Genomic DNA, 23,932 nt, shown 5'->3' on the forward strand with positions numbered 1-23,932 from the left:
TAGCTTCCTTTCTGATAAAAAACGGGCTGCATCTGCAGCCCGTCTGAATTCAGTCGACAATATCGACGATTACTTTTTCATCCATCTTGGAAGCCGCTGCCTTTACAACAGAGCGGATTGCCTTGGCAATTCTTCCCTGCTTTCCGATGACTTTACCCATATCGGATGGAGCAACGTGAAGTTCCAGGATGAGTGTCCTGCCGGATTCTTTTTCCGTGACGGTAACTTCATCCGGAGAATCGACAAGTGACTTTGCTATTACTTCTACAAGTTCCTTCAACACTCGTCCCACTCCCTTCCCGGATGATTATTTTACGATACCGGCATTCTTCATCAGACGAAGAACGGTCTCGGTCGGCTGTGCGCCGTTTGCCAGCCACTTCTGGGCTGCTTCAGCATCGATCTTAACTGCTGCAGGTTCCTGGGAAGGATCATAAGTACCGATCTCATCGATGAATCTGCCGTTTCTCGGGCTCTTGGAATCAGCGACGATCACACGATAGAAAGGTGCCTTCTTCTGTCCCATTCTTCTTAAACGAATCTTTACTGCCATTGTTTTTTCCTCCTAGAAAATAAAATATATATTTAGAATGGAAACCGATTAAAATTTCCAAATCTACGACCTTTATTTTTCATCATCCCGGGCATTTTCTTCATCATCTTCCGGGCTTCTTTGAATTGTTTGATCAAGCGATTGACTTCTGCGATATCGACGCCGGCGCCCTTGGCGATCCGGTGTTTTCTGTGGATATCAATGAGATCCGGATTTTCTCTCTCCGCAGCTGTCATCGAATAGATCATAGCTGTGATATGCGACATTTTCTTCTCATCGATGGCCGCATTGATCTGATCCATCTGTGATTTATTCATTCCAGGCATCATACCGAGGATCGAGGTCAGACCTCCCATCTTCTTCATCTGCTCCATGGAAGTCAGATAATCATTGAAATCAAAGCCTTTTTTCTTGCGAACCTTTTCGGAAAGCTTCCGGGCCTCTTCCTCATCGATGGAATTCTGTGCCTTCTCGATCAGAGAAAGGACATCTCCCATGCCAAGGATCCGGTTTGCCATACGATCCGGATGAAATTGCTCCAGATCGGAAAGTTTCTCACCCATGCCGGCATAGAGAATGGGTTTTCCGGTGACAGCACGGATGGAAAGCGCCGCACCGCCTCTGGTATCACCATCCAGCTTGGTCAGGATCACACCGTCAATTCCGACCTTCTCATCGAAGGTGGAAGCAACATTGACAGCATCCTGTCCGGTCATGGAGTCGACCACCAGAATGGTATCGGCGACATCCAGGCGGGACTTGATCTCCTGAAGCTCTTCCATCATGCCTTCATCAATATGAAGACGTCCGGCGGTGTCTAAGAATACGACCTTGTTTCCATTCTTTATGGCATGTTCGACAGCAGCTGCTGCAATATCCGCAGGCTTCTTGCTGTCTCCCATGGAGAAGAAATCGACACCGACCTTTTCGGCATTGATCCTAAGCTGTTCAATAGCGGCCGGACGATAGACATCACAGGCAGCTAGAAGAGGTTTCTTATTCTTTTCCTTAAGCTTTCCGGCAAGCTTGGCTGTCGTAGTGGTTTTACCGGCACCCTGAAGGCCCACCATCATGATGACAGTAACGGTCTGTCCCGGGCGGAAAGTAAGCTCGGCACCCTCTGATCCCATCATATTGACGAGCTCATCATGAACGATCTTGATCACGGACTGGGCCGGATTCAAACCATTCAGGACATCGCTGCCGATGGCCTGTTCCTCTACTCTCTTCGTAAAGTCTTTGACGACCTTGAAGTTTACATCTGCCTCGAGAAGAGCCATCTTGACTTCCTTCAAAGCCTTCTTAACATCTTCCTCGGAAAGTCGGCCCTTACCACGAAGTCCTTTGAATACGTTTTGAAGTTTTTCGGATAAGCTGTCGAATGCCAATATCCTTCTCCTTATATTTCTTCCAGAATTTCTTCCAGATGCCGTTTCATTAAGTCTTTCACTGACTGTGGCACATTGCTTTCTTTCTTCAGGAGATCTTTGATATCCTGAATATTTCGGCTGATCAGATGAAATTTCCGGATGAGCTGCATTTTGCACTCGTAGTCTTCCATCTGTTTGGTACAGCGGCGAATCAAATCATAGACGCCCTGGCGGGATACTCCCTTATTCTCTGCAATCTCACCCAGAGATAAATCATTCAGGACGTAATCCTCGTAAACTTCTCTCTGATGATCATTTAAGAGGACCCCATAGAAATCATAGAGATCTCCCTGGCGGATCTTATCATCCATCACTGCAACCTCCTACCTGACCTACTATAAAGGAGAATTCCTTTACAGTCAAGTGTTTTCCCTTTACAGTAACTCCTGTAGACTGTATTTAATTTAATGCAAAAATAATTTGATGCAAAAAGAAAGGCAAAGTTTACTGATCTTCTTCCTGGCGAAACAAGGCTTCCACAAAATCATCGGGATCAAAACGTTCGAGATCTTCGGCTGTTTCTCCGACACCGATGTATTTGACCGGTTTCTTCAACTCTGCCTGAACCCCAACGGCAATACCGCCTTTGGCAGTTCCATCCATTTTTGTAAGAATAATGCCAGTGACATCTGTCACTTCATCAAACTCTCTGGCTTGCTGAAGAGCATTCTGACCGGTCGTGGCATCCAAAACCACAAAGGTCTCTCTGTGGGCTTCCGGAAACTCCCGGTCAATGACCCGGTTCATCTTAGAGAGCTCCTGCATAAGATTCTTCTTATTGTGAAGACGGCCGGCCGTGTCGATCAAAACAATATCCGTTCCCCTGGACTTGGCCGCCTGGATGGAATCGTAGACGACGGAAGCCGGATCAGCGCCATCCTGGCCGCCAATCATAGCTACTCCGGCACGGTCCGCCCAGGTTTTGAGCTGGTCTCCTGCCGCAGCACGGAAAGTATCGGCAGCAGAGATCAGGACACTCTTACCGGAATCCTTTAATTTCCTTGCCAGCTTTCCAATGGTTGTGGTCTTTCCGACACCATTGACACCGACAACCATAATAACAGACTTCTGGTTCAGAAAATCATAGGCATCTTCCGGGACAAACATCCGGTCTCGGATCAGCTTGATCAGAATATCCCGGCAGTCCTTCGGATCCTTGATTTTTTGAGCCTTCACTTCTTCTTTTAACTCAGTCAGGATCTCATCGGTTGTCCGGACGCCGATATCTCCCATAATGAGAATTTCTTCGAGTTCCTCATAGAAATCGTCATCAATATTGGTAAATCCACGGAAGACATAATCCATACTCTTGACGAAATTCGCTCTTGTCTTGGCAAGGCCATTGACCAGGCGGCGGAAGAAGCCTTCCTTTTTCTTGGGTTCTTCCGGAGTTACTTCGTCCGATTTGGCCTCCACAGGCTCCTCCCCTTCCAGGCTCAGCGATTCGTCCTCCAAAGATTCTTCCCTTTCCAGGCTCAGTGATTCGTCCTCCGAAGACTCCTTTTCTTCTTTGCTTTCGGCTTTGTCGTCACCGTTTTCTTCTTCACGAACAGACGCATCCTCCTGATCCGGGATCCTCCAGACTTCTTCCTCTACAGGTTCTTCTGCTTCTTTCTTCTTTCGATTCCAAAAGGCCACGGCACACTCCTTTCTTCCTTTTTCTTCTTTCAATTTGCCAGATCCTGGTCGATCAGGCTGACAGAAACCAGAGTGGATACACCCTTCTCCTGCATGGTAATTCCATAGAGACGATCGGCTGAATTCATGGTTCCCCGTCGATGGGTGATCACGATAAACTGCGTGTTCTTCGTTAATTTGTGCAGATAAGCTGCAAATCGGTCTACATTGGAATCATCCAGGGCGGCTTCGATCTCGTCCAAAAGGCAGAAGGGCGAGGGCTTCAGATTCTGAATGGCGAAAAGCAAAGCGATTGCCGTCAAAGATTTCTCACCACCGGACATCTGCATCATGTTCTGCAGCTTCTTTCCGGGCGGTTGGGCAATGATCCGGATGCCGGTTTCGAGGAGGTCTTCCCCCTCTACCAGTTCCAGGCTACCCTTACCACCTCCGAAGAGGGCCTTGAATGCCTTGTCAAATTCCACCTGAATATCATGGAAACCTTCCTTAAACTGCTTTCGCATACCTTCATCGAGCTCCTGAATGATGGTAAGGAGAGATTCCTCCGCCTTGACCAGGTCGTCATGCTGACCCTTGAGGAAAGTGTAACGTTCATAGACTTCCTTGTATTCTTCGATGGCATTGACGTTAACAGAACCCATCTTTCGGATCTCATCCCGAATCGAGGACAACTGCTTCTTCATCGTATTTCGATCGCAAAAATCCGGATCCTGCAATTCCATAGCCGCATGTCTCGTGAGTTCGTACTCACTCCACATATAATTGTTCTGGTATTCCAGTTCTTCTTCCAGCTTGTTTCTCTTGCCGTTCAGACGATAAAGTTCCTTATCCAGATGGTTGAGCCGGTTACTGACGCTTTCTCTCTGATCAAAGAAGCCCTTGTAATCCTGGTTCATGGCTTCTTTTTTCTTCAGATTTTCCTTTCTTTCCAAGGCAAGTTTTTCCAGAGCCTCTTTCTGACTTACGATGGCAGCCCGAAGCTTTTCGATTTCCTGCTTCTTTGCTTCTACGCCTTCTTGGGCCTTCTGGCTTTCCTGATCCAGGAAATTGTACTCTTCCCTGTTCTTCTGAAGCTCTGTCCGGATCCGGGAGAGGTTCTCTTCCATGAAGCTGACCTTCTGTGAGAGATTTGCCTTCTTGAGCTGGAAATCTGACATGGACTTCTGCGCCTGGTTTTCTTCGGAGAGCTTTCCTTCGAGGAAGGCTTGTGTCTTTTGAATCAATGCCTGGAGTTCTGCTTCCCGGTCTGTATTTTCCCCGGACTGCTTCCGAATCGCCTCTTCGTCTGCATCGATCTTCTTGAGCTCCTCCTCGATGGCTTTGCCTTCCTGATTCAAGTTCTTTCCTGTTTGATCGGCTTCGTTTTTCGCCTGCTTGGCATGGGAAAGCTCAAGCATTGCAGTATTCTTATTCAGAGCCAGATCCTGGAGAGCCTTCTCCCCTTCGGAGAAATCAGAACGGGCTTTCTCTAAGGTATGCGCCTTCTCCTCCAGATCTTCATTGAGTTTCTTCGCCTTCGCCTCTGTCTTTTCGATCCGCTCTTCCAGCTCCTCTAATTCCCTCCGTCTTCCCAGGAGATTATTGTTATTTTTGAAGGATCCGCCGGTCAGAGATCCACCCGGTCTTAAATACTCACCCTCCAGCGTTACAATATGATTCTGATACTGGGTCTTACGGGCAAAGGCAAGAGCCAGGTCCAGATTTTCCATCACGATGACCCGGCCCAGGAGATAACGCATGACATCCCGGTAAGGCTTGTCCGTCTCCACGAGATCACTTGCAAGACCGAGAACGCCCTTCTCATGAAGCAGATGATCCGGGACTTGCTTTTCCTTGGGATGCACACTGGTCAAGGGGAGAAATGTAGCCCGTCCGCCATGGTTTTTCTTCAGATATGAGATCATATCCTTGGCAGTGGATTCATCCTCGGTAACAATATTCTGGATATTACCGCCGAGTGCAGTCTCGATGGCAGTCTCAAACTTTGCATCCACATGGATGAGATCGGAGACAAGGCCAATCAGGCCGGGGTTAGATCTCTTCTGTTCCATGACCTTCCGGACCGCCGTACCATAGCCTTCGTAACGCTCTGCGATATTCTTTAAGGTCTCCAGTCTGGATTTTTCGACCTTGATATTATTCTCAGCCTGCTGTCTTAGATCACGGAGATTCTTCTCTTCGCCTTCCAGAGTCTGAAGAAGGTTTTTCTTCTTCAAAAGTTCTTCCTGGGCACGTTTTTCTTCTTCGTCCAGAGAAAGATAAGCCTCCTGAGCCTCTTTCAGATGCTCCTCTACGGACGCATTCTCTGTCTTTTGGGTCAGGATCCTTCGAACCAGAGCAGCCTTTCGGATCTGGACCTGCTCCCGGGTGGTTTTAAATTTCTGAAGCTCCGACTGGATATCTGCTCTGGCATTCAGGAGGTTTACGATCTCTTCATGACTGTTTTCAATCGTCTGATTGGCCTCATGGATCAATTTCTCCAGTTTCTTATAGGAATCGTCTGCGCTGCCGAGCTTGGACTGCAATTCCATAAGATGAGACTTTTCGTTTATCAGATCGCTCTCCAGCTTTTCCTTCTGACCAGTCTTTTCCTTCTCTTCCGCTTCCAGTTTTGCCCGGCGGTCCTTCAGGCTGTCTTCCGAAGTCTGAGCGGACCGGATCTGCTCTTCCAAAAGGCTGATCCGGTTTTCCAAACGATTCTTTGCTTCGTTATTCTCTGTTTCTTCTTCGTGGATGCTTTCTGTCCGCTCATCCAGAAGGGCAATTTTCTCCTCAAGAAGGGAAGAATTCTTCCGGATAGATTCGAGTTCGGCCTTTCCATCTTCCATATCCTTCTGAACAATAGAAGCATTATCGGAAGTTTCTTTGGATTCCTTTTCAATGCGATCCATCTCGATGAGATAGAGATTGACATCCAGTTTCTTCTGGTCTTCTCGGAGCGCAAGATACCGTTTTGCCGTCTTGGACTGCTCTTCCAAAGGGCCGACCCGGTCTTCCAGTTCGGAAAGGATATCATTGACGCGGACCAGATTTTCTCTCTCATTTTCCAGACGTTTTTCCGAAGCTGCCTTTCTCTTCTTGAATTTTACAATACCGACCGCTTCGTCAAAGAGTTCTCTCCGATCCTCCGGTTTTCCGGACAGGATCCGTTCGATCTGTCCCTGACCGATGATCGAATATCCCTCTTTTCCGATACCGGTATCATAGAAAAGTTCGTTTACATCTTTTAGACGGCAGGGACTGCCGTTCAGGAGATATTCACTTTCACCGGACCGGTAAACACGCCGGGCGACCGTAACCTCTGCATATTCAATGGGAAGGACGTGGTCGGAATTATCCAGTGTGATAGCGACATAGGCATAGCTTAAGGGATGACGATTTTCCGTTCCGGCGAAAATCACATCCTGCATATTTTCCGAACGGAGCTGCTTGGCACTCTGTTCTCCGAGAACCCAGCGCACCGCATCCGAGACATTGGATTTACCGGATCCGTTCGGACCTACAATAGCAGTAATACCCGGATGAAAATCCAGAACGATCTTATTTGCAAAGGACTTAAAGCCCTGCATTTCAATACTTTTTAGATACATGAAACCCCCGTGTTACTGTTTATTCTTCTTTGCATAAAGGATCCCCTGATAGGCGGCTTCCTGCTCTGCCTTCTTCTTCGAAGGACCGGAGCCGATTCCGATCACGATATCCCCGACCTTGGCCTGAACGGTAAAGGTCTTATTGTGGTCCGGACCCTCTTCCTTGATCAGTTCATAGGTCAAAGGAGCCGTATGTTTTGCCTGTACGATCTCCTGCAAAGCTGTTTTCGTATCATGAAAGAGTTTCTTGTGTTCGATATCCGTAAGAATGAAGCGATGAATAAAAGCTCTGGCCGGCTCCATTCCTCCATCGAGATACATGGCACCGATCACGGCCTCCAAGGCATCCGACCGGATGGATTTTCTGGATCTTCCGCCGGTCTTCTCTTCTCCAAAGCTTAAACGGATGTACTTCTCCAGATCCATCTCTTCCGTACAATAAGAAAGCGTCGGTTCGCATACCAGACTTGCCCGGATTTTCGAAAGTTGTCCTTCGTGATCATTGGGGTAATTCTGGTATAGGAACTCACTTGAAACCAGTTCCAGGACGGCATCACCCAGGAATTCCAGTCTTTCATTGTCGGATAAGGCCTTCATCCTGTTCTCATTGGCATAGGATGAATGGGTCAGAGCCTGGAGAAGGAGATTTTCATTGGTAAAATGATAACCGATCCTCTCTTCGAGCTCCTCCAAATTTGGATTTTTACTTGTCATATTCATTCCTTTCCTATAAAAATTTATATAAAAATTTTCTTCTCGCAAAGAAGCCCCTTCGAACCGGCAAAAGCCGGATAGAGAAAGGGCTTCTAAAATTCGTTATCTATGCATAACTTAGTTTTTGGAATCTTCGATCATCTCGAGTGCCTGACCTACCGTAGTAATATCCTGCACCTTGTCTTCATCGATTTCTACACCCAGACGATCCTGGACTTCCAGAAGGATCTGATAGAGATCCAGAGAATCTGCACCGAGATCATCTGTAAATGTGGTATCCTCGCTGATTTCGTCCGGATCTACACCTAAAACCTCAGCAATGATCTGCTTTAAAGTATCGAATTCCATTGTTTTCTCCTCTCTCACTTAAAAAACTGATTGGCCCGAAAGGCCCGCCCTCATATCTCAATTCATCATCTAAAAAAACTACTTTTTTTGCAAGGCTTCTTCTATATGCTCACCGATTTTTTGATCGTGAAATGTAAGGCATTGCAGTAATGTGTTGGAAAACTCCACTGCTTTCGCACTTCCGTGGGTTTTCACCACAAGTCCCTTTAATCCCAGCATAGGAGCTCCGCCATACTTTTTTACATCGTAATCGGAAAGCCTGGACTTTAAAGCCGGCATCACCAGAAAGGCTCCGATCTTCGATCTCAGATTGGACAGGAAAGCCTCTTTCATCAGCGATAAAAATGTCTTTCCGACCCCTTCAAAGAACTTTAAGATCACATTTCCGACAAAGGCATCACATACGATCACATCTGCATATCCGCTCGGAATATCACGGGCTTCTACACTGCCGATAAAGTTAATGTCCTTGCATTCTTTCAGAAGGGGAAAGGTCTCTTGAACCAGCTGATTTCCCTTCTCTTCCTCGGCTCCGATATTCACAAGGCCGACCCTGGGGTTTTTGATTCCAATGACTCCTTCCATATAGATAGAACCCATCTTAGCATATTGGACGAGGTATTCCGGTTTGGCATCGACACTGGCACCGCTGTCCAGTAAGAGCTTTGGTCCCTTTTCCGTTGGAATCAGAGGGGCAAAAGGCGCTCTCTTGACGCCACGGATACGACCGATCACAGTCTGTCCGCCAACCAGGACAGCACCGGAATTTCCGGCGGAAACAAAAGCGTCTGCTCTTTTTTCCTTCACAGCTTTCATGGCAAGGACCATGGAAGAATTCTTTTTATGTGTAATGGCCTGCACCGGATGCTCCGCTGTCTCAATGACTTCGCTGGAGGGAATAATTTCATAACGATCCTTGACAAGAGCTGCTCCCTCCGTCTCATCCAAGACCTTTTTAATCTGCGCCTCATCACCTACCAGAAGAACATAGAGTCGTTTTTCCTTCTTCAAAGCATCGATTGCACCTTTCACAGGCTCGACAGGCGCATAATCTCCGCCCATGACATCCAAGGCAACTCGAACAGGTTCCATTCTAGATATCTCCTTTGTAATCTTTCACCTTATTCAAGAAATTTTACTATAATCGATCCCTCGAATCAATAGCCGTCAAAAGTCCGAATCCAATTCCCCGGTCAATCTGCCTGCTCGGTAAAAAAATGACCGGGAGAAATCAATTTCGATTTCAGCCGGTCATTATTTTACAGAGAATCTGTCTGTATCACATCAACAGTAGATTAGTCCTGAGATACGATCTCACGCTTGTTGTATGTGCCACAGTTCTTGCATACTCTGTGAGGCATCATTAAAGCGCCGCACTTGCTGCAACGAACCAGAGTCGGAGCGCTCATTTTCCAGTTTGCTCTTCTTCTGTCTCTTCTTCCCTTGGAAGATTTGTTCTTTGGACAAATAGACATCGATCACACCTCCTTAAACTGATTGAAGACGTCCAGGGCTTTAGCCATTCGCGGGTCTAAGACCTTACGATCACAGCCGCAGTCCTTTTCATTAAGATTCTGACCACATACGGGACAAAGTCCCTTGCAGTCCTCCTTACAGAGAACTTTTGCTGGCCAGTTAAGAAGAATTTCGTCCAGGATCATTTGATCAACATCCAGACTTTTGCCTTCTACGAAATTAACTGCCTCGCCGTCTGTCAGATGATCGGGCTTCCCGTCTTCGAGTGAAAGCTCTACATTTATTACAGCAGAAATTCTTACAGGAACATCCGTCAGGCATCGATCACAAGGAATGATGGTCCCGATTTCTGTCTCTGCTTGAATCATCAGCTTCTTTCCATCTGCAGCGGAAAGAGACAGATCAAATGGCTTCTTCTCTGCAATTGGATAAGAGATCCCTTGAACCTTGATCTGATCATGATCCAGATGAGCCGAAACAGTAACGTTTTGCTTTTCATGAATAATATCTGAGAGATCCAGTTGCATGTTTTCTCCAATCCACACTTTTTTGATTATAGCCATGCAAATGCATGAAGTCAACAGAAAAAATCGAATAATTAGAAAAATTTAGGCCATGCCGTTTTCTTTCAGGACTTCTACTGTCTGACGGGCGATGGAAAGCTCTTCATTGGTCGGGATCATCCAAACCGGAACGGTCGAATCATCGGTAGAAAGAAGCTTCTCACAACGGATGGCTTCACTTCTCTCAGGATCCATCTTGATTCCCATATAATCGAAGTAGCTGATCGCCATACGACGGATGTACTTATTGTTCTCACCGACACCTGCAGTGAAGACGATACAGTCAACACCATGCATAGCTGCAATATAAGCTCCGATGTACTTAGCTACACGATAGGAATAAGCTTCCAGGGTATCCTTGGCATGCTGATCGCCGGCTTCCATCTTTGCAGTGATATCACGGAAATCGGAAGAAATGCCGGACAGACCGAGAACACCGGACTTCTTATTCAGGATCTCCATCACTCCATCGATATCGGTATTTTCCTTCTTGGCAATGAACTGAACCAGAGAAGGATCAATATCTCCGGACCGGGTACCCATCATCAGACCTTCCAAAGGAGTCAGACCCATGGAAGTATCAATGGACTTACCATTTAATACAGCGCTGATGGATGCACCATTTCCAAGATGGCAGACAATGATCTTGGAGTTATTGTAAGGTTTGCCGATCAGTTCCGCTGCACGCTTGGAAACGAACTGGTGAGAGGTTCCATGGAAGCCGTAACGACGAACCTTGTAATCTGTGTAGTATTTGTAAGGAATACCGTAGAGATAAGCCTTAGCCGGCATGGTCTGATGGAATGCGGTATCAAATACGCCAACCATAGGAACATTCGGAAGGACCTTCTGGCAGGAACGGATACCGATGATATTCGCAGGATTATGAAGAGGAGCAAGATCGTTGCAGTCCTCTACTGCCTTGATCATTACCTCAGTTACCAGGGCAGCTTCCGAGAAAGCCTCTCCGCCATGTACGACACGATGGCCAACGGCCTCGATCTCATCCAGGCTCTTTAATACACCCGTCTTCTCGTTGGTCAGAGCCTTCAGAACTGCCGCAACAGCCTCGGTGTGAGTCGGAAGATTCATCTCAGTGATCTCCTTCTCTCCTCCCTTTGGTGTATACTCCAGGACACCGCCGATGCCGATACGCTCGCAGATACCCTTGGCAAGGACTTCTTCGGTTTCAGTCTCAATGACCTGATATTTCAAGGAAGAACTGCCACAGTTGATAACTAAGATCTTCATTTCTCTGTTTTCCTTTCTCAACAATGATTTGAACGAAAATGGGCAGAATTTGTAGTATAATGCAACGAAGTACATGAGATAGAAAGTAGAAGCTCAGCTTTTGCAGTATCATGTCAGGAAGCATTAGGAATACTGATCTACCGCCACATTTTGTCATACAAAACTATTATAGGACGAATGTTGCTTCCGAACAAGTTCGAAATATCATAAATAATCGAAATGGAATATTACAATCATAAAAATTACGATCATAAAAATTACGATCATAAAAATTACGATCATAGACCAGGAGCTTAGGCCCCCAAAAAAGCTATCCTTTCGAATGTAAAAGAAAGCAGGAATCATATGAAAACAGCCGGAATTATATGTGAATACAATCCTTTTCATAATGGTCATAAAAAACAATTGGACTATGCCCGGGAAGTCTTAGGCTGCGATGCTGTGATCCTCGCTATGTCAGGAGACTTCGTTCAGAGAGGTGAGCCGGCGATCCTTGACAAGTACAGCAGGGCGGGCGCTGCCCTGCGAAATGGAGCGGATCTCGTTCTCGAGCTTCCGGTCTCCTCCGTCCTCTCCAGCGCGGAGGGCTTTGCCAATGCCGGAGTCAGGCTTTTGGATGCGGCAGGCGCAGATGTCCTGCTCTTCGGTGCCTCTTATCCGGATCCCGCACTTTATCAAAAAGTCGCAGACATTCTTGAAAAAGAGCCGCCCTCCTATCAAGCTTCCCTTAAAAAGCATCTGAAAGAAGGCTTCTCCTACCCACAATCCAGAGCACTTTCCCTTCAGGAAGAGTTTGCCGGAAAGATAGACCATCTTAATGATTTCCTTCTCTCGCCGAATGACGTCCTTGGCATTGAGTATCGGAAGGCTTTGGACAAGATCCACTCCTCTATGGAATTTTGTCCCATGAAGCGGATCGGAGCAGACTATCTGGATCAGGAGATCCTGGGAGATACAACTTCTGCATCTTACATTAGAAAAATGATTTCTAAGAGCTTTTATGAAAGAGGCCCTTTTTCTATCACATCTTTTCAGAACAAGCTTTCAAAAGTCCTCCCGGAGGACAGCCTCCGGTCTCTCCTCGATGGGCAAAGAAAGAAAACGCTTCTCTTTGCAGATGATCTGTCATCACTTCTGAATTACCGTCTTCTGATGGCAGATTCCTTAAAAAAAGCCATAGAAAATGCAGGCGATTTTCAAAACCGCCTGCAAAAAGAAATCTTACAATATGGGACTTTTAACGAGAGGGCCGATGCTTTAAAGAGTAAGAACATCACAAGAAGCCACATCTGCCGTCTCTTCTGCAGGATGATCCTGGATCTTGGCCCGGAAGATCATGATGCTTCGATCGCTTATTTTCATGTACTGGGGTTTACGGAAAAAGGCAGAGAGCTTCTGTCGAACCTCCATTCACATACAAAAGGGCTTCCCATCATCGTTAATCCGGGTTCCGACCAGAAGAAATTGACCGAAAGCCAAAGGAAAGTCCTAAAGGAAGACTTACGAGCCGGTGAAATCTGCCGAATGATCCGGGAAGAAAAGTCCGGTCTGCATTTCCCATCGGAAATGAGACGGAAGTTTCTTCCGATACCCAAGCCGTAAGAATTAATGATGGAAAAGCCGGATCCCGGTGAAGGCCATGACCATGTGGTACTTATTGCAGGTCTTAATCACATGATCGTCACGGATGGAGCCGCCGGGCTGTGCGACATAGAGGACACCGCTTCTTCTGGCACGCTCGATATTGTCACCAAAGGGGAAGAAGGCATCGGAGCCGAGGCTTACGCCGCTATTCTTTTCGATCCAGGCTTTTCTTGCTTCGCGGGTGAAGACTTTGGGCTGCTCAGTGAAGAAATTCTGCCAGTTTCCGTCAGCCACGACATCCTGATAATCCTCACCGGTATAGAGATCGATCGCATTGTCTCGGTCAGCACGGCGAATCTCCGGTTTAAAGGGCAGATTCAAAACCTCAGGCGCCTGACGAAGCCACCACTTGTCAGCCTTATCACCGGCCAGACGGGTGCAGTGGATCCGGGACTGCTGGCCTGCTCCGATACCGATCGCCTGGCCGCCTTTGACATAGCAGACGGAATTGGACTGGGTATACTTCAAAGTGATCATGGAGATGGTCAGATCGATCTTAGCGCTTTCCGGCAGATCCTTGTTCTCTGTCACAATGTTGTCGAAGAAATCCGGACCGATATGAAGCTCATTTCTGCCCTGCTCGAAGGTGACGCCGAAGACCTGCTTCTTCTCGATCGGAGCCGGGACATAAGTCGGGTCGATCTCAATCACATTGTAATTCCCCTTCTTCTTTGACTTTAAGATCGAAAGAGCCTCAGGCTCATAACCCGGCGCTATAACGCCGTCACTGGTCTCCCGCTTGATGATCTTAGCTGTTGCAATATCACAGACATCGGAAAGCGAAATAAAGTCACCGAAAGAAGACATCCGGTCAGCGCCTCTTGCACGGGCATAGGCATTTGCCAGAGGAGTAAATTCCATATCCATATCGTCCACCCAGTAGATATGTTTCTCGATATCGGTCAAAGGAAGACCAACCGCAGCGCCTGCCGGAGAAACATGCTTGAAAGATGCGGCAGCAGGTAATCCGGTTGCCTTCTTCAGTTCGGAAACCAGCTGCCAGCCATTCAAGGCATCCAGGAAGTTGATATATCCGGGCTTTCCGTTTAAGACCTTGACCGGAAGATCCGATCCGTCTTCCATGAAGATCCGGGAAGGCTTCTGATTGGGGTTACAACCATATTTTAAAGCAAGTTCGTTCATCTTTTTTCCTTCTTTCTATGCTTTTCTATGCTTTTCTATGCTTTCTTACTGATTCTTGTTGCAGATCCGGGTCTCATACTTTCCATTCGAAAGATCCACAAAACGGACAAAGAGAGAGACCTTATTGTCCGGGTTTAAGTTTTCCCAGAGTTCTTTCGTAAAGCTGTCAAGATCGCCATGGATCTTTAATCGCTCCGGCTCGCCTTCGAAAGAAGGAAGCGGATTCCCGTCGCTTACATAAGTATGAATAAAACGGCCCTCGCCCTGAATGGGGTGATCATAGGAAAATGTATATCGGGCGTTACATTCCGGATCTCCATCGTAGGACTTTAAGATCGACATCTCAAAGGAGAATTCCGGCGCAAAGTGTAAAACAGCAGAGATCCGAGGCGTATAATTCGGGCCATCCGGTTCAAACTGACGGCAGCGAAGGGATTCTTCGAAAGTCTGGCCTTTCTGAAGATTCTCATAGATCGTGTCAGTCTGGTCTCCATTTGTCACAATGAGATCAGAACCGAGGAGGCGAACCGGCGCATAGATGATCAGGCTCGGATCCTCAAGTTTTGCGGGATCAAAGGCCTCTGTCCGGATGCCCTCGCCTTCTTCTACGAAAATGCGGTTTCGGCTGTTTTCCGACCGGCCCATGATGAAGTAGGCCGTTACTGCATATTTTCCGTCCTCGGACTTTCCGACCAAAATGCCACGTCCCGGATAAGGGTTGTGACCGACTGCTTCTGAAACGCTCAGTAATTTCATGAACTCCTCCTTTGCATAAAAAAACCGCCTGAGAAAACAACAGGTAAATCCTGCTATTTGCCCAGGCGGTCGACAATTCTGACATCCATACTCCCTGTGGTTCTTCCACTTTCCGCCAGTCGCATGGGTCCTTAATTTAATTTAAGATTAGCTTATTCGTTCACGCTTTGCAAGATGAATTTCAGATATCCTCGATCTGCCAGTCGATCGCTTTCTCGCCATGTGCTTCCAAAAAGGCATTGCATTTACTGAAGTGCCTGCAGCCGAAAAAGCCCCGATAGGCAGATAAAGGGCTGGGATGGGGAGCTTTCAAAACCAGATGAAGGGGATTTTTTGTCAAAAGTTTTTCCTTCTCCTGGGCCGGTCTGCCCCAGAGCATGAAGACGATGGGACGATCCTCCCTGTCAATGGCGCGGATCGCTGCATCGGTAAATTCCTCCCAGCCTATGCCCCGGTGAGAAAAGGCCTGATGGGCACGGACCGTAAGCACCGTGTTCAAGAGGAATACGCCCTCTTTTGCCCATTTTTCCAGATGCCCGTTATTGGGGATCCTTAAACCCAGGTCATCATGCAGTTCCTTATAAATATTGACAAGGCTCGGAGGAATCTCGACACCGGGCTGTACGGAAAAGCTCATTCCTTCCGCCTGCCCCGGTTCGTGATAGGGATCCTGTCCTAAGATGACAACTTTCACTTGATGAAGAGGCGTCATATGAAAGGCTTTGAAGAGATCTTGAGCCGGCGGAAAGATCTGCCTGGTCCGGTATTCCTGATTCACCGTCTCATAGAGTTTCCTGTAATAAGGTTTCTTAAATTCTTCTGATAAAGGCTCCAGCCAATCATTATCTATTGCTGACATTTTTACTCCTTAGGCATTATCATTAGGCATTATCAAATTCGATCCAGAAAACGACGCCGTCCGGCCGATTGTAGACACCGCATTTCCGGTCCAGATTGTCCGCAACGGCCTTGACGAGAGACAAGCCTATCCCACTGCCGCCATATTCTCTGGTTCTGGCCCTGTCCACCTTGTAGAATTTTTCCCAAAGATGGGAAAGACTCTCTTCCGGGATGGGATCTCCGCTATTAAATACATTCAGGCGGATGCCTGGCTTTTCTTCGGCCTTATCGGTCCAGATCCGGATGATCTTCTCATTTTTTGCATAATGAATCGCATTGGTCAAAAAATTATTGATGGCCTGCTCCGCAAAGAATTCATCTGCCCAGATTGGACAGGGCTTCGCGTCATAATCTACCGTGATCCCGTTCTGTTCGATCACAATACGAAGGTTGGAAAGAAGCGCTTTAATAACCGGAACGAGATCAAAACGCTCCATGGAGACATTTTCCGATCCGTATTCCAACTGGTTTAAGGCAAGAAGCTCTTGAACCATGCGATTCATCTTCTTGGCTTCGTCCACAATAACATCACAATAGAACTTTCGATCTTCCGGACTGTCCGAGATGCCCTCTTCCAGCCCTTCGGCATAGCCTTGGATCAGTGAGATCGGTGTCTTCAATTCATGAGAAACATTGGAAAGGAAGTCTTTTCTCATCTGCTCTGACTGATTTCGGATCTCCAGATCGTGCTGGAGGTCTGCATTCGCCTGCTTCAGCTCACCGATTGCCTTCTCAAGGCTCTGTGAGAGCTGGTTTATATTTGACCCCAGCTCATCGATCTCATTGGGATGTTTTCTTGTTTTGTAACGGGCATCGAAGTCCAGATGGATCATTTTCCTGGAGATCCTGGAGAGCTCCCGGATAGGCTTTGTCAGGTGATTGGCCAGAACACTGGCAAGGAAACCTGCAATCAGAACAGAAAGAAGAGCCGCGATCATAAGGAATCGATTGGAAACTTCTACGCTCTGGCGGATGCTTTCCAGGGCGGTCCGGATCAGAATGGTGTTGCCGTCCGGCAGACTTCCATAGAGAACCAGAAAGTCACCATTGACACGGGTATCAAAATGACGAACGATCTTATAATCGCTATTTTCACGGATCAGCTTATTATCCGCCTTGGACAGATCCAGGATCATTCCGATCAGCTGATTCTGCATACCGTAACTGATCTTCTCCTCCTCGGAGGAAAGTCGGATACTATTATCCGGCTCCGTCACAATGATGGAGAGGCTGTTGTCCGAGCAGATATTTTCAAATGTAACCCGATAGGAATTTTTGTATAAGACATGCTGATCTGAGGCTTCCCGTAAGGTGTTATAGGAAGAGATCATGTTCCGGATCTTATCCTGCTGATAGGAGATCCCGAGGAAAAAAGTATTCATCAAAACACAGAGACCGACCGTCAGTGCAATGATCAGAATAATGCTGAGGAAGATCTGCCAGAAAATCTTTCTGGTCCCCTGGATCTTCTTTTCTTCATGCTTTTCACTTCTCATGTTTTTGTTCAGCTTGCCTCGTTTCTTTTTTGGATGCTCAGGCTTCAAATTTGTATCCCATACCCCAGATGGTCTTGATCAGATCACCCTTGTCTCCGAGTTTGGCGCGAAGCTTCTTGACATGCGTATCAATGGTACGTGCATCTCCGAAGTAGTCATAATTCCAGACATTATTCAGGATGGTATCTCTGGACAAGGCGATCCCCTTGTTTTGGATAAAGTAAGTCAGAAGCTCGAATTCCTTGACCGAAAGCACGATCTCTTTTCCATCGACACTTGCCGTATGAGCTCCGATATCAACGCGGATGCCGCCGGCTTCCAGGACCTCGCCGTTTCCTCCGGCATTATCCGTCTGGCCTCTTCGAATGACAGCATTCACCCGGGCAACCAGGATCTTCGGGCTGAAGGGCTTTCCAATGTATTCATCAACGCCCAGGTTAAAGCCCTGGAGTTCATCCTCTTCCGAAGTCTTGGCTGTCAGCATGATAATCGGAATCTTAGAAGTCTCACGGATCTTCTTTAAGACCTCATAGCCGTTCATCTTTGGCATCATGACATCCAAAATGATAAGATTCAAATCATGCTGCGTATTGAAAACATGCAGGGCCTCTGCCCCGTCTCCTGCTTCTAAAACTTCATATCCCTCGCGAGTCAGAAAGTCTCTTACCAGCTTTCTGATCCTTGGTTCATCATCAACAATTAAGATCTTACCCTCTTCCATAACATACTCCTGTAGAACGACCAGATGAAAAGTCTTTGGATCTTGCTTTTGATCCAGTCCTCATTATAGCAGTTGCGGAAAGATTTTACCAAATTGCTTTTCGTAATATGAAGGAGTTCAACATAATCCGATCGCAGATTTCCCTCTTGACGGAAAGGAAATCGGCGTATAGAATATATGGAACGGGCTAGTAAAGGTTTCGACAGGGATCCTGAAGCTGGTGAAGCGAGCCGCAGGGTGATGCGTAAATCCCAAATTAAATTTAAACGCTGAAGATAATAATTTAGCATACGCTGCCTAAGTGCAGCGAGTCTGCCTGACTGCACCTGCACGGACAGATACAGGCTTCAAACATGCAGGAAACGGCCTTCCCTAAGAGTTGCGGGTTGGTACGTATCATGACTCTACTGAAACCGTAAGAGTGATCATTCTCGTACGGCAGAGGGAATGTAAAAGAATCGATCTACGCTCGTAGAAGAACAGGGGATGGGTTTTTGGACACGAGTTCGACTCTCGTCTAGTCCACTAAAAACCGGGCTCATTGAGCCCGGTTTTTTCATATCTTATCTTATGACTTTTTGTCCCTGTCTACTCTATTTCAGATTTCTTACCTTGAAATCCCTCTCTGCTTCTCTCTTCTGATCCTTGGCTGCGATGTCCCGCCGCTTATCATAGAGTTTCTTGCCTCGTGCCAGGGCAATTTCCACTTTCACTCGGCTGCCCTTGAAATAGATCTCGACCGGCACCAGGGTATAGCCCTTTTCCTTGATTTTCTGTGTCAATTTTAAGATCTCACTCTTATGCAGAAGCAGTTTCCGCGGCCGAAGCGGGTCACGGTTAAAGATATTCCCCTTCTCATAAGGAGAGATATGCATTTGATAAATATAGACCTCTCCATTCTGAATCCTGACCCAGGCCTCCTTGATGGAACATTTTCTGGCTCGTAAGGACTTGACCTCCGTTCCAACCAGTTCGATCCCGCATTCAATATACTCGTCAAGGAAGTAGTCATGGCGGGCCTTTGGATTATTCGCGATTAAATTCTGTGCTTTTTTCTTGTCTGCCATGTTATCTTTTAACTCCAACTAAATCGCTATATTACACATTCAAGTCTTGCTATGGCAAGCTTTTTTTCTACATGAAAACTGTCTCAGTCCACTAAAGTGAAGTCAATCAGCCTCGACTCCGTATCTGCAGCTGCAACCTGGATCTGAACCGGCTGGCTCATGCGGAAAACACGGCGATAGCGTTCCCCAACCAGGCAATAGTTCTTTTCATCAAAGTGATAGAAATCATCCATCATGGTAGAAACATGGACCAAGCCCTCAATGGAATTTGGCAACTGCACATAGATGCCCCAGGCGGTGATCCCGGAGATAATACCATCATAGACATCGCCAAGATGGTCCTGCATATATTCTGCTTTTTTTAGTTTCATGACTTCCCGCTCTGCTTCGTCTGCCCGACGTTCCAGGCTGCTGCTTTCCTCAGCGACCGAAGTCAGGATCTTACGGTAATGACGGATCCTCTTCTCATCCAGTTTGTGATGCAGATTCTCCTTGATGATCCTGTGAATCTGAAGGTCCGGATAACGACGGATCGGCGATGTAAAATGGCAATAATATTTGGCTGCCAGGCCGAAATGGCCACTGCATTCCGGGGAATATTTGGCTTGCTGCATGGCCCGCAAAGTAAGCATGCGGATCAGCTCGCCTTCCGGCTTTTCTTCCGATTTTTCGATCAGCTGCTGGATATCCTTGGGCCGGATCCCATCATTCGATCTATGAAGTGTCAGACCGAAATTCTCTACAAACAGGGACAGATCCTTGATCTGATCCCTATCCGGCTCACCATGGATCCGATAGAGGAAGGGGAGCTCTGCCCGACAGTACTCTTCTGCCACAGTTTCGTTGGCAAGCACCATGAATTCTTCGATCAGTTCATTTGCCTCAGAATGTTCCTCGGGGACAAAATCAAGGGGTCTTCCTTTTTCATCGAGAACGGCCTCATATTCCGGAAAATTGAAATCGATGCTTCCATCTTTATGGCGTCTCTTTCGAAGAATCCGAGAAAGTTTCAACATCTCATCCAGCATGGGGGTTATTTCCTGATATTGGCTTCGAGCTTTTGGATCCTGATCGACTGTAATAAGCTTCACATTATGGTAGGTCATCCGATAGTTGATATTGACAACCGTTTCCGTGATCAGATGGTCAACGACCCGGCCTTCCGTATCGATCGTCATCAGGCAGGAAAGAGCCAGACGATCTTCGTCATGATTCAGAGAACAGATTCCGTTCGATAAGGTGTGCGGCAGCATGGGAATCACACGATCTGCGAGATAAATGCTGGTGCCACGCTTCAAGGCTTCCTTGTCCAGCTCGCTTCCTTCCCTGACGTATTGAGATACATCTGCAATATGGACTCCCAGGAGATAATGATCTCCATCCTTCTGTAGAGAAACAGCATCATCCAGATCTTTGGAATCATCTCCGTCGATCGTCACCATCAGCGTGTTCCTCAGATCCATACGGCCGACGGTATCCTCGGCACTAACCGGATCAGAAACGCGGTCTGCATTTCGAAGGACTTCTTCCGGAAATTCTTCATCGATGCCCATAGCGCGGACAATGGAGAGAACGTCGGTCCCGGGATCCGAACGATGGCCCAGGATCTCTGTCACAATTCCTTCCGGCTTCTTGCCCCGGCTGCCAAAAGATGTCAGGGTGCAGACCACCTTATGACCGGTCACAGCATGTAAGGTCCGACCCTCGGGAATGAAAATATCCTCATCAAAATGCTTATCGTCCGGAATGACAAAGCCGAAATGCTTAGACTGTTCGAAAGTACCAACCAGGCGTTCGATTCCATGGGATCGAACGGACAGAATTCTCGCCTCCTGACGACGGCCTTCTGCCGGTAAGGGGAGGATCATTGCTTCTACAATGTCCTTATGCATGGCTCCAAACCGATTTTCCCGGGAGACATAGAGGTCCTCCGGAAAGCCTTCGATGGTCAGAAAGCCAAAACCCTTGGGATGAACGGTGAAAGTACCGGTAACCGTCTGACCGACCAGGGATTTCGGATCCGTACCCTCAGGAAAAACCGACAGCTTGACATCGTCCGAATCAGATGTCCGATCGTCCGAATCAGATATCCGGGCTTCCTTCGCCTTCAATTGATCAGAAAAGCGATACTTCCCCTTCTTTGAAACGTTCGCACTGCCGGAAGCTACAAGACTATCGAGGATCTCCTGAAGCATAGATCTCTGTGCCTTTGGAATCCCAAGAAGGATGGCAATTTCTTTGGTTTTCATGGGGCGATAATTGGGATCCATCAGAAGAGCCAGAATTTTCGATTTCTTTTCATCCGAAATAGGAAAAGTTTCCCGATTCTTCAACTTCTGATCAGAATTCTGATCAAATTTCTTATCAGACTTCTTCCCATTTCTCCGACCTGAAATCTTTTTTTCAGAAGACTTTTTATTTAAAGTCTTCTGATCTGAACCCTTTTTATCCGAACCCTTCTTTTCCGAATTCCTCTTATTCGAGTCCTGCTTTTCCGGATTCCTCTTGTCCGAGCCCTTCTTGCCTGACCCCTTTTTATCTGAGCCCTTCTTATCTGAACCCTTCTTATCCGAACTCTTTTTATCCGAACCCTTTTTATCTGAGTCCTTCTTCCCTTTTGATTTCTTACGCTTAGGAATAAAATCATCATCCAAACGATATTCTTTCCAGCTCATAGACTTCCTTTCCAGAACATTTTTATCTATTTCCACTCATTTATGATCGATCACACGTGGTTTCTCATTGCAATGACCGTTATGAAGTATAAAAAAGAGGGCCACTGTTTACCAGCGACCCCCAACATGATTATTTCTCTTAGAAGCTTCCGATATTCAGAACCGCTGCAAAGAAGAAAAACAAAACAACAAGGACAGCGGTGAGCCGGCCCAGGATACCCTCCTTAGAACGACCCTTGTGCTTAGCCCAGTAGGTATCCGATACCTGACCGCTTAAGGAACCAAGACCTGCGTCTTTTCCCTGCTGCATGAGAATGATCACTGTAATAATGACACTGACAATAATAAATAAAATGGTAACCACATTCTTAAGCATTTTAAACTCTTCCTCCGAATCTGTTATGTCAGATACACAACATTGAAATTATAGCAAAAGGAGAATAATTACGCAAGTGCTGAGATAAAAAGTGCTGAAATAAAAAGCCGGTCATGGGATCATGCCCACAACCGGCTTTTCAGAAATTCTTAAAACCAGATTAATATGCAATACCCTGAGCAAGCATAGCTTCTGCTACCTTCTCAAATCCGGCAATGTTAGCACCGATCTGCAGATCACCATCAAAGCCATACTTATTTGCTGCATCGATGGAATTATGAACGATGTTGATCATGATCTGATGAAGCTTTGCATCCACTTCTTCGAAGGTCCAGCTGAGACGCTCGGAATTCTGGCTCATCTCCAATGCGCTGGTTGCTACACCACCGGCATTGGCAGCCTTAGCAGGTCCATAGAGGATACCGGCCTTCTTATAAACTGCAATTGCCTCCGGAGTAGAAGGCATATTCGCACCCTCACATACAGCGATCGCACCGTTAGCTACGATCTTCTCGGCAGATGCTTCATCGATCTCATTCTGGGTTGCACAAGGCAGATAGATGTCGCCCTTTACAGACCAGACACCGGAGCATCCTTCATGATATTCTGCACCATCATTGGCACGAGCGACATATTCCTTGATCCGTCCGCGCTCAACTTCCTTGATCTGCTTTACCAGATCCAGCTTGATTCCGTTCGGATCATAGACATAGCCGTTGGAATCGGACATGGTAACGACCTTACCGCCAAGCTCTGTAGCCTTCTGGCAAGCATAGATTGCAACATTTCCGGCACCGGAAATAACAACGGTCTTCCCCTTAAAGGAATCATTCTTCAGTGTCTTCAATGCTTCTTCCGTATAATAGCAGAGACCATAACCGGTTGCTTCGGTACGAGCCAGGGATCCGCCATAAGTCAGTCCCTTACCGGTAAGGACACCGGTAAACTCATTTCTCAATCTCTTGTACTGGCCATAAAGATAACCGATCTCACGTCCGCCGACTCCGATATCACCGGCAGGAACATCGGTATCTGCTCCGATATGCTTGGAAAGTTCTGTCATAAAGCTCTGGCAGAATTTCATGACTTCACGATCACTCTTGCCCTTAGGATCGAAATCAGAACCACCCTTGCCGCCTCCGATCGGAAGTCCGGTCAGGCTGTTCTTGAAGATCTGCTCAAATCCCAGGAACTTTAAGATGGAGAGGTTTACAGACGGATGGAAACGTAAACCACCCTTGTAGGGTCCGATAGCAGAGTTGAACTGTACTCTGTAGCCGCGGTTTACCTGAACATTTCCCTTGTCATCTACCCATGGAACACGGAAAAGGATCACACGCTCCGGCTCTACCAGACGCTCGATGACACCTTCTTCCTCGAGCTTTGGATTCTTTTCTACCACCGGCTCAAGAGATTCCAATACTTCTCCGACAGCCTCCAGAAACTCTTTCTGTTCCGGATTTCTTGCTTCCAGTCCATCATAAACCTTCTGCAGATAAGCACTTTTGAATTTCATCTTTTTCCTCATTCCTTTCTCATATACTGCTTGTTTGCCTGAATACAATGTTTTTTAATTCATTGTATTTATAAT

22 protein-coding genes, 1 other RNA gene and 1 riboswitch are annotated in these 23,932 nt (G+C 47.0%); of the genes, 2 read left to right on the forward strand and 21 right to left on the reverse strand.

Translation table 11 applies throughout. From position 1 onward, the window contains the following. Positions 1-49: 49 nt before the first annotated feature. The 12 genes from ACKX2L_RS02825 to ACKX2L_RS02880 all read right to left on the reverse strand — a co-directional run bounded on the left by ACKX2L_RS02825 (position 50) and on the right by ACKX2L_RS02880 (position 11,563). Positions 50-280 (reverse strand): KH domain-containing protein, encoded by a 231-nt coding sequence (locus tag ACKX2L_RS02825; protein ID WP_497550178.1) that lies wholly within the window; start codon positions 278-280, stop codon positions 50-52. A gap of 27 nt (positions 281-307) precedes the next feature. Continuing rightward, on the reverse strand, positions 308-553 hold the full coding sequence (rpsP, locus tag ACKX2L_RS02830; protein ID WP_497550014.1) for a 30S ribosomal protein S16: 246 nt from the start codon (positions 551-553) through the stop codon (positions 308-310). Positions 554-585: 32 nt separating this feature from the next. Beyond that, on the reverse strand, positions 586-1,941 hold the full coding sequence (gene ffh / locus ACKX2L_RS02835) for a signal recognition particle protein (protein ID WP_497550013.1): 1,356 nt from the start codon (positions 1,939-1,941) through the stop codon (positions 586-588). A gap of 11 nt (positions 1,942-1,952) precedes the next feature. After that, positions 1,953-2,294 carry a YlxM family DNA-binding protein gene (ylxM, locus tag ACKX2L_RS02840; protein WP_497550012.1) on the reverse strand — a complete coding sequence of 114 codons (342 nt, stop codon included), beginning with the start codon at positions 2,292-2,294 and terminating at the stop codon, positions 1,953-1,955. Between the two features lie 133 nt (positions 2,295-2,427). After that, on the reverse strand, positions 2,428-3,399 hold the full coding sequence (gene ftsY, locus ACKX2L_RS02845; RefSeq protein ID WP_497550177.1) for a signal recognition particle-docking protein FtsY: 972 nt from the start codon (positions 3,397-3,399) through the stop codon (positions 2,428-2,430). Positions 3,400-3,650: 251 nt separating this feature from the next. After that, positions 3,651-7,211 (reverse strand): chromosome segregation protein SMC, encoded by a 3,561-nt coding sequence (gene smc / locus ACKX2L_RS02850; RefSeq protein ID WP_497550011.1) that lies wholly within the window; start codon positions 7,209-7,211, stop codon positions 3,651-3,653. Positions 7,212-7,223: 12 nt separating this feature from the next. After that, complete coding sequence (rnc, locus tag ACKX2L_RS02855; protein WP_497550010.1) at positions 7,224-7,925, reverse strand: ribonuclease III; 702 nt, start codon at positions 7,923-7,925, stop codon at positions 7,224-7,226. 117 nt (positions 7,926-8,042) lie between these two features. Next, positions 8,043-8,273 carry an acyl carrier protein gene (locus tag ACKX2L_RS02860; protein ID WP_497550009.1) on the reverse strand — a complete coding sequence of 77 codons (231 nt, stop codon included), beginning with the start codon at positions 8,271-8,273 and terminating at the stop codon, positions 8,043-8,045. A gap of 78 nt (positions 8,274-8,351) precedes the next feature. After that, positions 8,352-9,365, reverse strand: a complete 1,014-nt coding sequence (plsX, locus tag ACKX2L_RS02865) for a phosphate acyltransferase PlsX (RefSeq protein WP_497550008.1) — start codon at positions 9,363-9,365, stop codon at positions 8,352-8,354. Positions 9,366-9,568: 203 nt separating this feature from the next. Then, entirely contained in the window at positions 9,569-9,748 is a 180-nt protein-coding gene (rpmF, locus tag ACKX2L_RS02870; protein WP_497550007.1) for a 50S ribosomal protein L32, read from the reverse strand. A 3-nt stretch (positions 9,749-9,751) separates the two neighbouring features. Next, positions 9,752-10,276, reverse strand: coding sequence for a YceD family protein (locus ACKX2L_RS02875; RefSeq protein ID WP_497550006.1), 525 nt, complete (start codon positions 10,274-10,276; stop codon positions 9,752-9,754). An 81-nt stretch (positions 10,277-10,357) separates the two neighbouring features. Beyond that, on the reverse strand, positions 10,358-11,563 hold the full coding sequence (locus ACKX2L_RS02880; protein WP_497550005.1) for an acetate kinase: 1,206 nt from the start codon (positions 11,561-11,563) through the stop codon (positions 10,358-10,360). Positions 11,564-11,908: 345 nt separating this feature from the next. Between ACKX2L_RS02880 and ACKX2L_RS02885 the strand changes: the two genes are divergently transcribed. Continuing rightward, on the forward strand, positions 11,909-13,165 hold the full coding sequence (locus tag ACKX2L_RS02885; protein WP_497550004.1) for a tRNA(Met) cytidine acetate ligase: 1,257 nt from the start codon (positions 11,909-11,911) through the stop codon (positions 13,163-13,165). Between the two features lie 3 nt (positions 13,166-13,168). Here the strand turns inward: ACKX2L_RS02885 and ACKX2L_RS02890 are convergent, their stop codons facing one another. From ACKX2L_RS02890 to ACKX2L_RS02910, 5 genes are all read right to left on the reverse strand, one after another. After that, positions 13,169-14,350 (reverse strand): phosphoribosylaminoimidazolecarboxamide formyltransferase, encoded by a 1,182-nt coding sequence (locus ACKX2L_RS02890; RefSeq protein ID WP_497550003.1) that lies wholly within the window; start codon positions 14,348-14,350, stop codon positions 13,169-13,171. Between the two features lie 45 nt (positions 14,351-14,395). Further along, positions 14,396-15,106 (reverse strand): IMP cyclohydrolase, encoded by a 711-nt coding sequence (locus ACKX2L_RS02895; protein WP_497550002.1) that lies wholly within the window; start codon positions 15,104-15,106, stop codon positions 14,396-14,398. 52 nt (positions 15,107-15,158) lie between these two features. Continuing rightward, positions 15,159-15,239, reverse strand: a riboswitch (ZMP/ZTP riboswitch). Between the two features lie 48 nt (positions 15,240-15,287). Then, positions 15,288-15,965 (reverse strand): uracil-DNA glycosylase, encoded by a 678-nt coding sequence (gene ung / locus ACKX2L_RS02900; RefSeq protein ID WP_497550001.1) that lies wholly within the window; start codon positions 15,963-15,965, stop codon positions 15,288-15,290. A gap of 22 nt (positions 15,966-15,987) precedes the next feature. After that, a complete protein-coding gene (locus ACKX2L_RS02905) occupies positions 15,988-17,502 on the reverse strand; it encodes a HAMP domain-containing sensor histidine kinase (RefSeq protein WP_497550000.1) in 1,515 nt (504 codons plus the stop codon). A gap of 37 nt (positions 17,503-17,539) precedes the next feature. Next, positions 17,540-18,223: a response regulator transcription factor gene (locus ACKX2L_RS02910; protein WP_497549999.1), complete on the reverse strand. Its 684-nt coding sequence runs from the start codon at positions 18,221-18,223 to the stop codon at positions 17,540-17,542. Positions 18,224-18,407: 184 nt separating this feature from the next. Between ACKX2L_RS02910 and ssrA the strand changes: the two genes are divergently transcribed. After that, positions 18,408-18,751, forward strand: a transfer-messenger RNA (tmRNA) gene (gene ssrA, locus ACKX2L_RS02915). 65 nt (positions 18,752-18,816) lie between these two features. Here ssrA and smpB read toward each other — a convergent pair. The 4 genes from smpB to gdhA all read right to left on the reverse strand — a co-directional run bounded on the left by smpB (position 18,817) and on the right by gdhA (position 23,857). Then, positions 18,817-19,290 carry an SsrA-binding protein SmpB gene (smpB, locus tag ACKX2L_RS02920; protein ID WP_497549998.1) on the reverse strand — a complete coding sequence of 158 codons (474 nt, stop codon included), beginning with the start codon at positions 19,288-19,290 and terminating at the stop codon, positions 18,817-18,819. 83 nt (positions 19,291-19,373) lie between these two features. Continuing rightward, positions 19,374-21,965 (reverse strand): ribonuclease R, encoded by a 2,592-nt coding sequence (gene rnr, locus ACKX2L_RS02925; protein WP_497549997.1) that lies wholly within the window; start codon positions 21,963-21,965, stop codon positions 19,374-19,376. 139 nt (positions 21,966-22,104) lie between these two features. Beyond that, positions 22,105-22,341 carry a preprotein translocase subunit SecG gene (gene secG, locus ACKX2L_RS02930; RefSeq protein ID WP_497549996.1) on the reverse strand — a complete coding sequence of 79 codons (237 nt, stop codon included), beginning with the start codon at positions 22,339-22,341 and terminating at the stop codon, positions 22,105-22,107. Between the two features lie 160 nt (positions 22,342-22,501). After that, positions 22,502-23,857, reverse strand: coding sequence for an NADP-specific glutamate dehydrogenase (gene gdhA / locus ACKX2L_RS02935; RefSeq protein WP_497549995.1), 1,356 nt, complete (start codon positions 23,855-23,857; stop codon positions 22,502-22,504). Between the last annotated feature and the right edge of the window lie 75 nt (positions 23,858-23,932).

Source organism: Porcibacter vitabionis (genome assembly GCF_046263795.1).
Classification (GTDB): domain Bacteria; phylum Bacillota; class Clostridia; order Lachnospirales; family Lachnospiraceae; genus Lachnocurva.

Excerpts from the sequence above, each read along its gene's own strand:
- rpsP (WP_497550014.1), bottom strand. The coding sequence starts at position 553 with ATGGCAGTAAAGATTCGTTTAAGAAGAATGGGACAGAAGAAGGCACCT.
- ylxM (WP_497550012.1), bottom strand. The coding sequence starts at position 2,294 with ATGGATGATAAGATCCGCCAGGGAGATCTCTATGATTTCTATGGGGTC.
- smc (WP_497550011.1), bottom strand. The coding sequence starts at position 7,211 with ATGTATCTAAAAAGTATTGAAATGCAGGGCTTTAAGTCCTTTGCAAAT.
- rnc (WP_497550010.1), bottom strand. The coding sequence starts at position 7,925 with ATGACAAGTAAAAATCCAAATTTGGAGGAGCTCGAAGAGAGGATCGGT.
- ACKX2L_RS02860 (WP_497550009.1), bottom strand. The coding sequence starts at position 8,273 with ATGGAATTCGATACTTTAAAGCAGATCATTGCTGAGGTTTTAGGTGTA.
- plsX (WP_497550008.1), bottom strand. The coding sequence starts at position 9,365 with ATGGAACCTGTTCGAGTTGCCTTGGATGTCATGGGCGGAGATTATGCG.
- rpmF (WP_497550007.1), bottom strand. The coding sequence starts at position 9,748 with ATGTCTATTTGTCCAAAGAACAAATCTTCCAAGGGAAGAAGAGACAGA.
- ACKX2L_RS02875 (WP_497550006.1), bottom strand. The coding sequence starts at position 10,276 with ATGCAACTGGATCTCTCAGATATTATTCATGAAAAGCAAAACGTTACT.
- ACKX2L_RS02880 (WP_497550005.1), bottom strand. The coding sequence starts at position 11,563 with ATGAAGATCTTAGTTATCAACTGTGGCAGTTCTTCCTTGAAATATCAG.
- ACKX2L_RS02885 (WP_497550004.1), top strand. The coding sequence starts at position 11,909 with ATGAAAACAGCCGGAATTATATGTGAATACAATCCTTTTCATAATGGT.
- ACKX2L_RS02890 (WP_497550003.1), bottom strand. The coding sequence starts at position 14,350 with ATGAACGAACTTGCTTTAAAATATGGTTGTAACCCCAATCAGAAGCCT.
- ACKX2L_RS02895 (WP_497550002.1), bottom strand. The coding sequence starts at position 15,106 with ATGAAATTACTGAGCGTTTCAGAAGCAGTCGGTCACAACCCTTATCCG.
- ung (WP_497550001.1), bottom strand. The coding sequence starts at position 15,965 with ATGTCAGCAATAGATAATGATTGGCTGGAGCCTTTATCAGAAGAATTT.
- ACKX2L_RS02905 (WP_497550000.1), bottom strand. The coding sequence starts at position 17,502 with ATGAGAAGTGAAAAGCATGAAGAAAAGAAGATCCAGGGGACCAGAAAG.
- ACKX2L_RS02910 (WP_497549999.1), bottom strand. The coding sequence starts at position 18,223 with ATGGAAGAGGGTAAGATCTTAATTGTTGATGATGAACCAAGGATCAGA.
- smpB (WP_497549998.1), bottom strand. The coding sequence starts at position 19,290 with ATGGCAGACAAGAAAAAAGCACAGAATTTAATCGCGAATAATCCAAAG.
- rnr (WP_497549997.1), bottom strand. The coding sequence starts at position 21,965 with ATGAGCTGGAAAGAATATCGTTTGGATGATGATTTTATTCCTAAGCGT.
- secG (WP_497549996.1), bottom strand. The coding sequence starts at position 22,341 with ATGCTTAAGAATGTGGTTACCATTTTATTTATTATTGTCAGTGTCATT.
- gdhA (WP_497549995.1), bottom strand. The coding sequence starts at position 23,857 with ATGAAATTCAAAAGTGCTTATCTGCAGAAGGTTTATGATGGACTGGAA.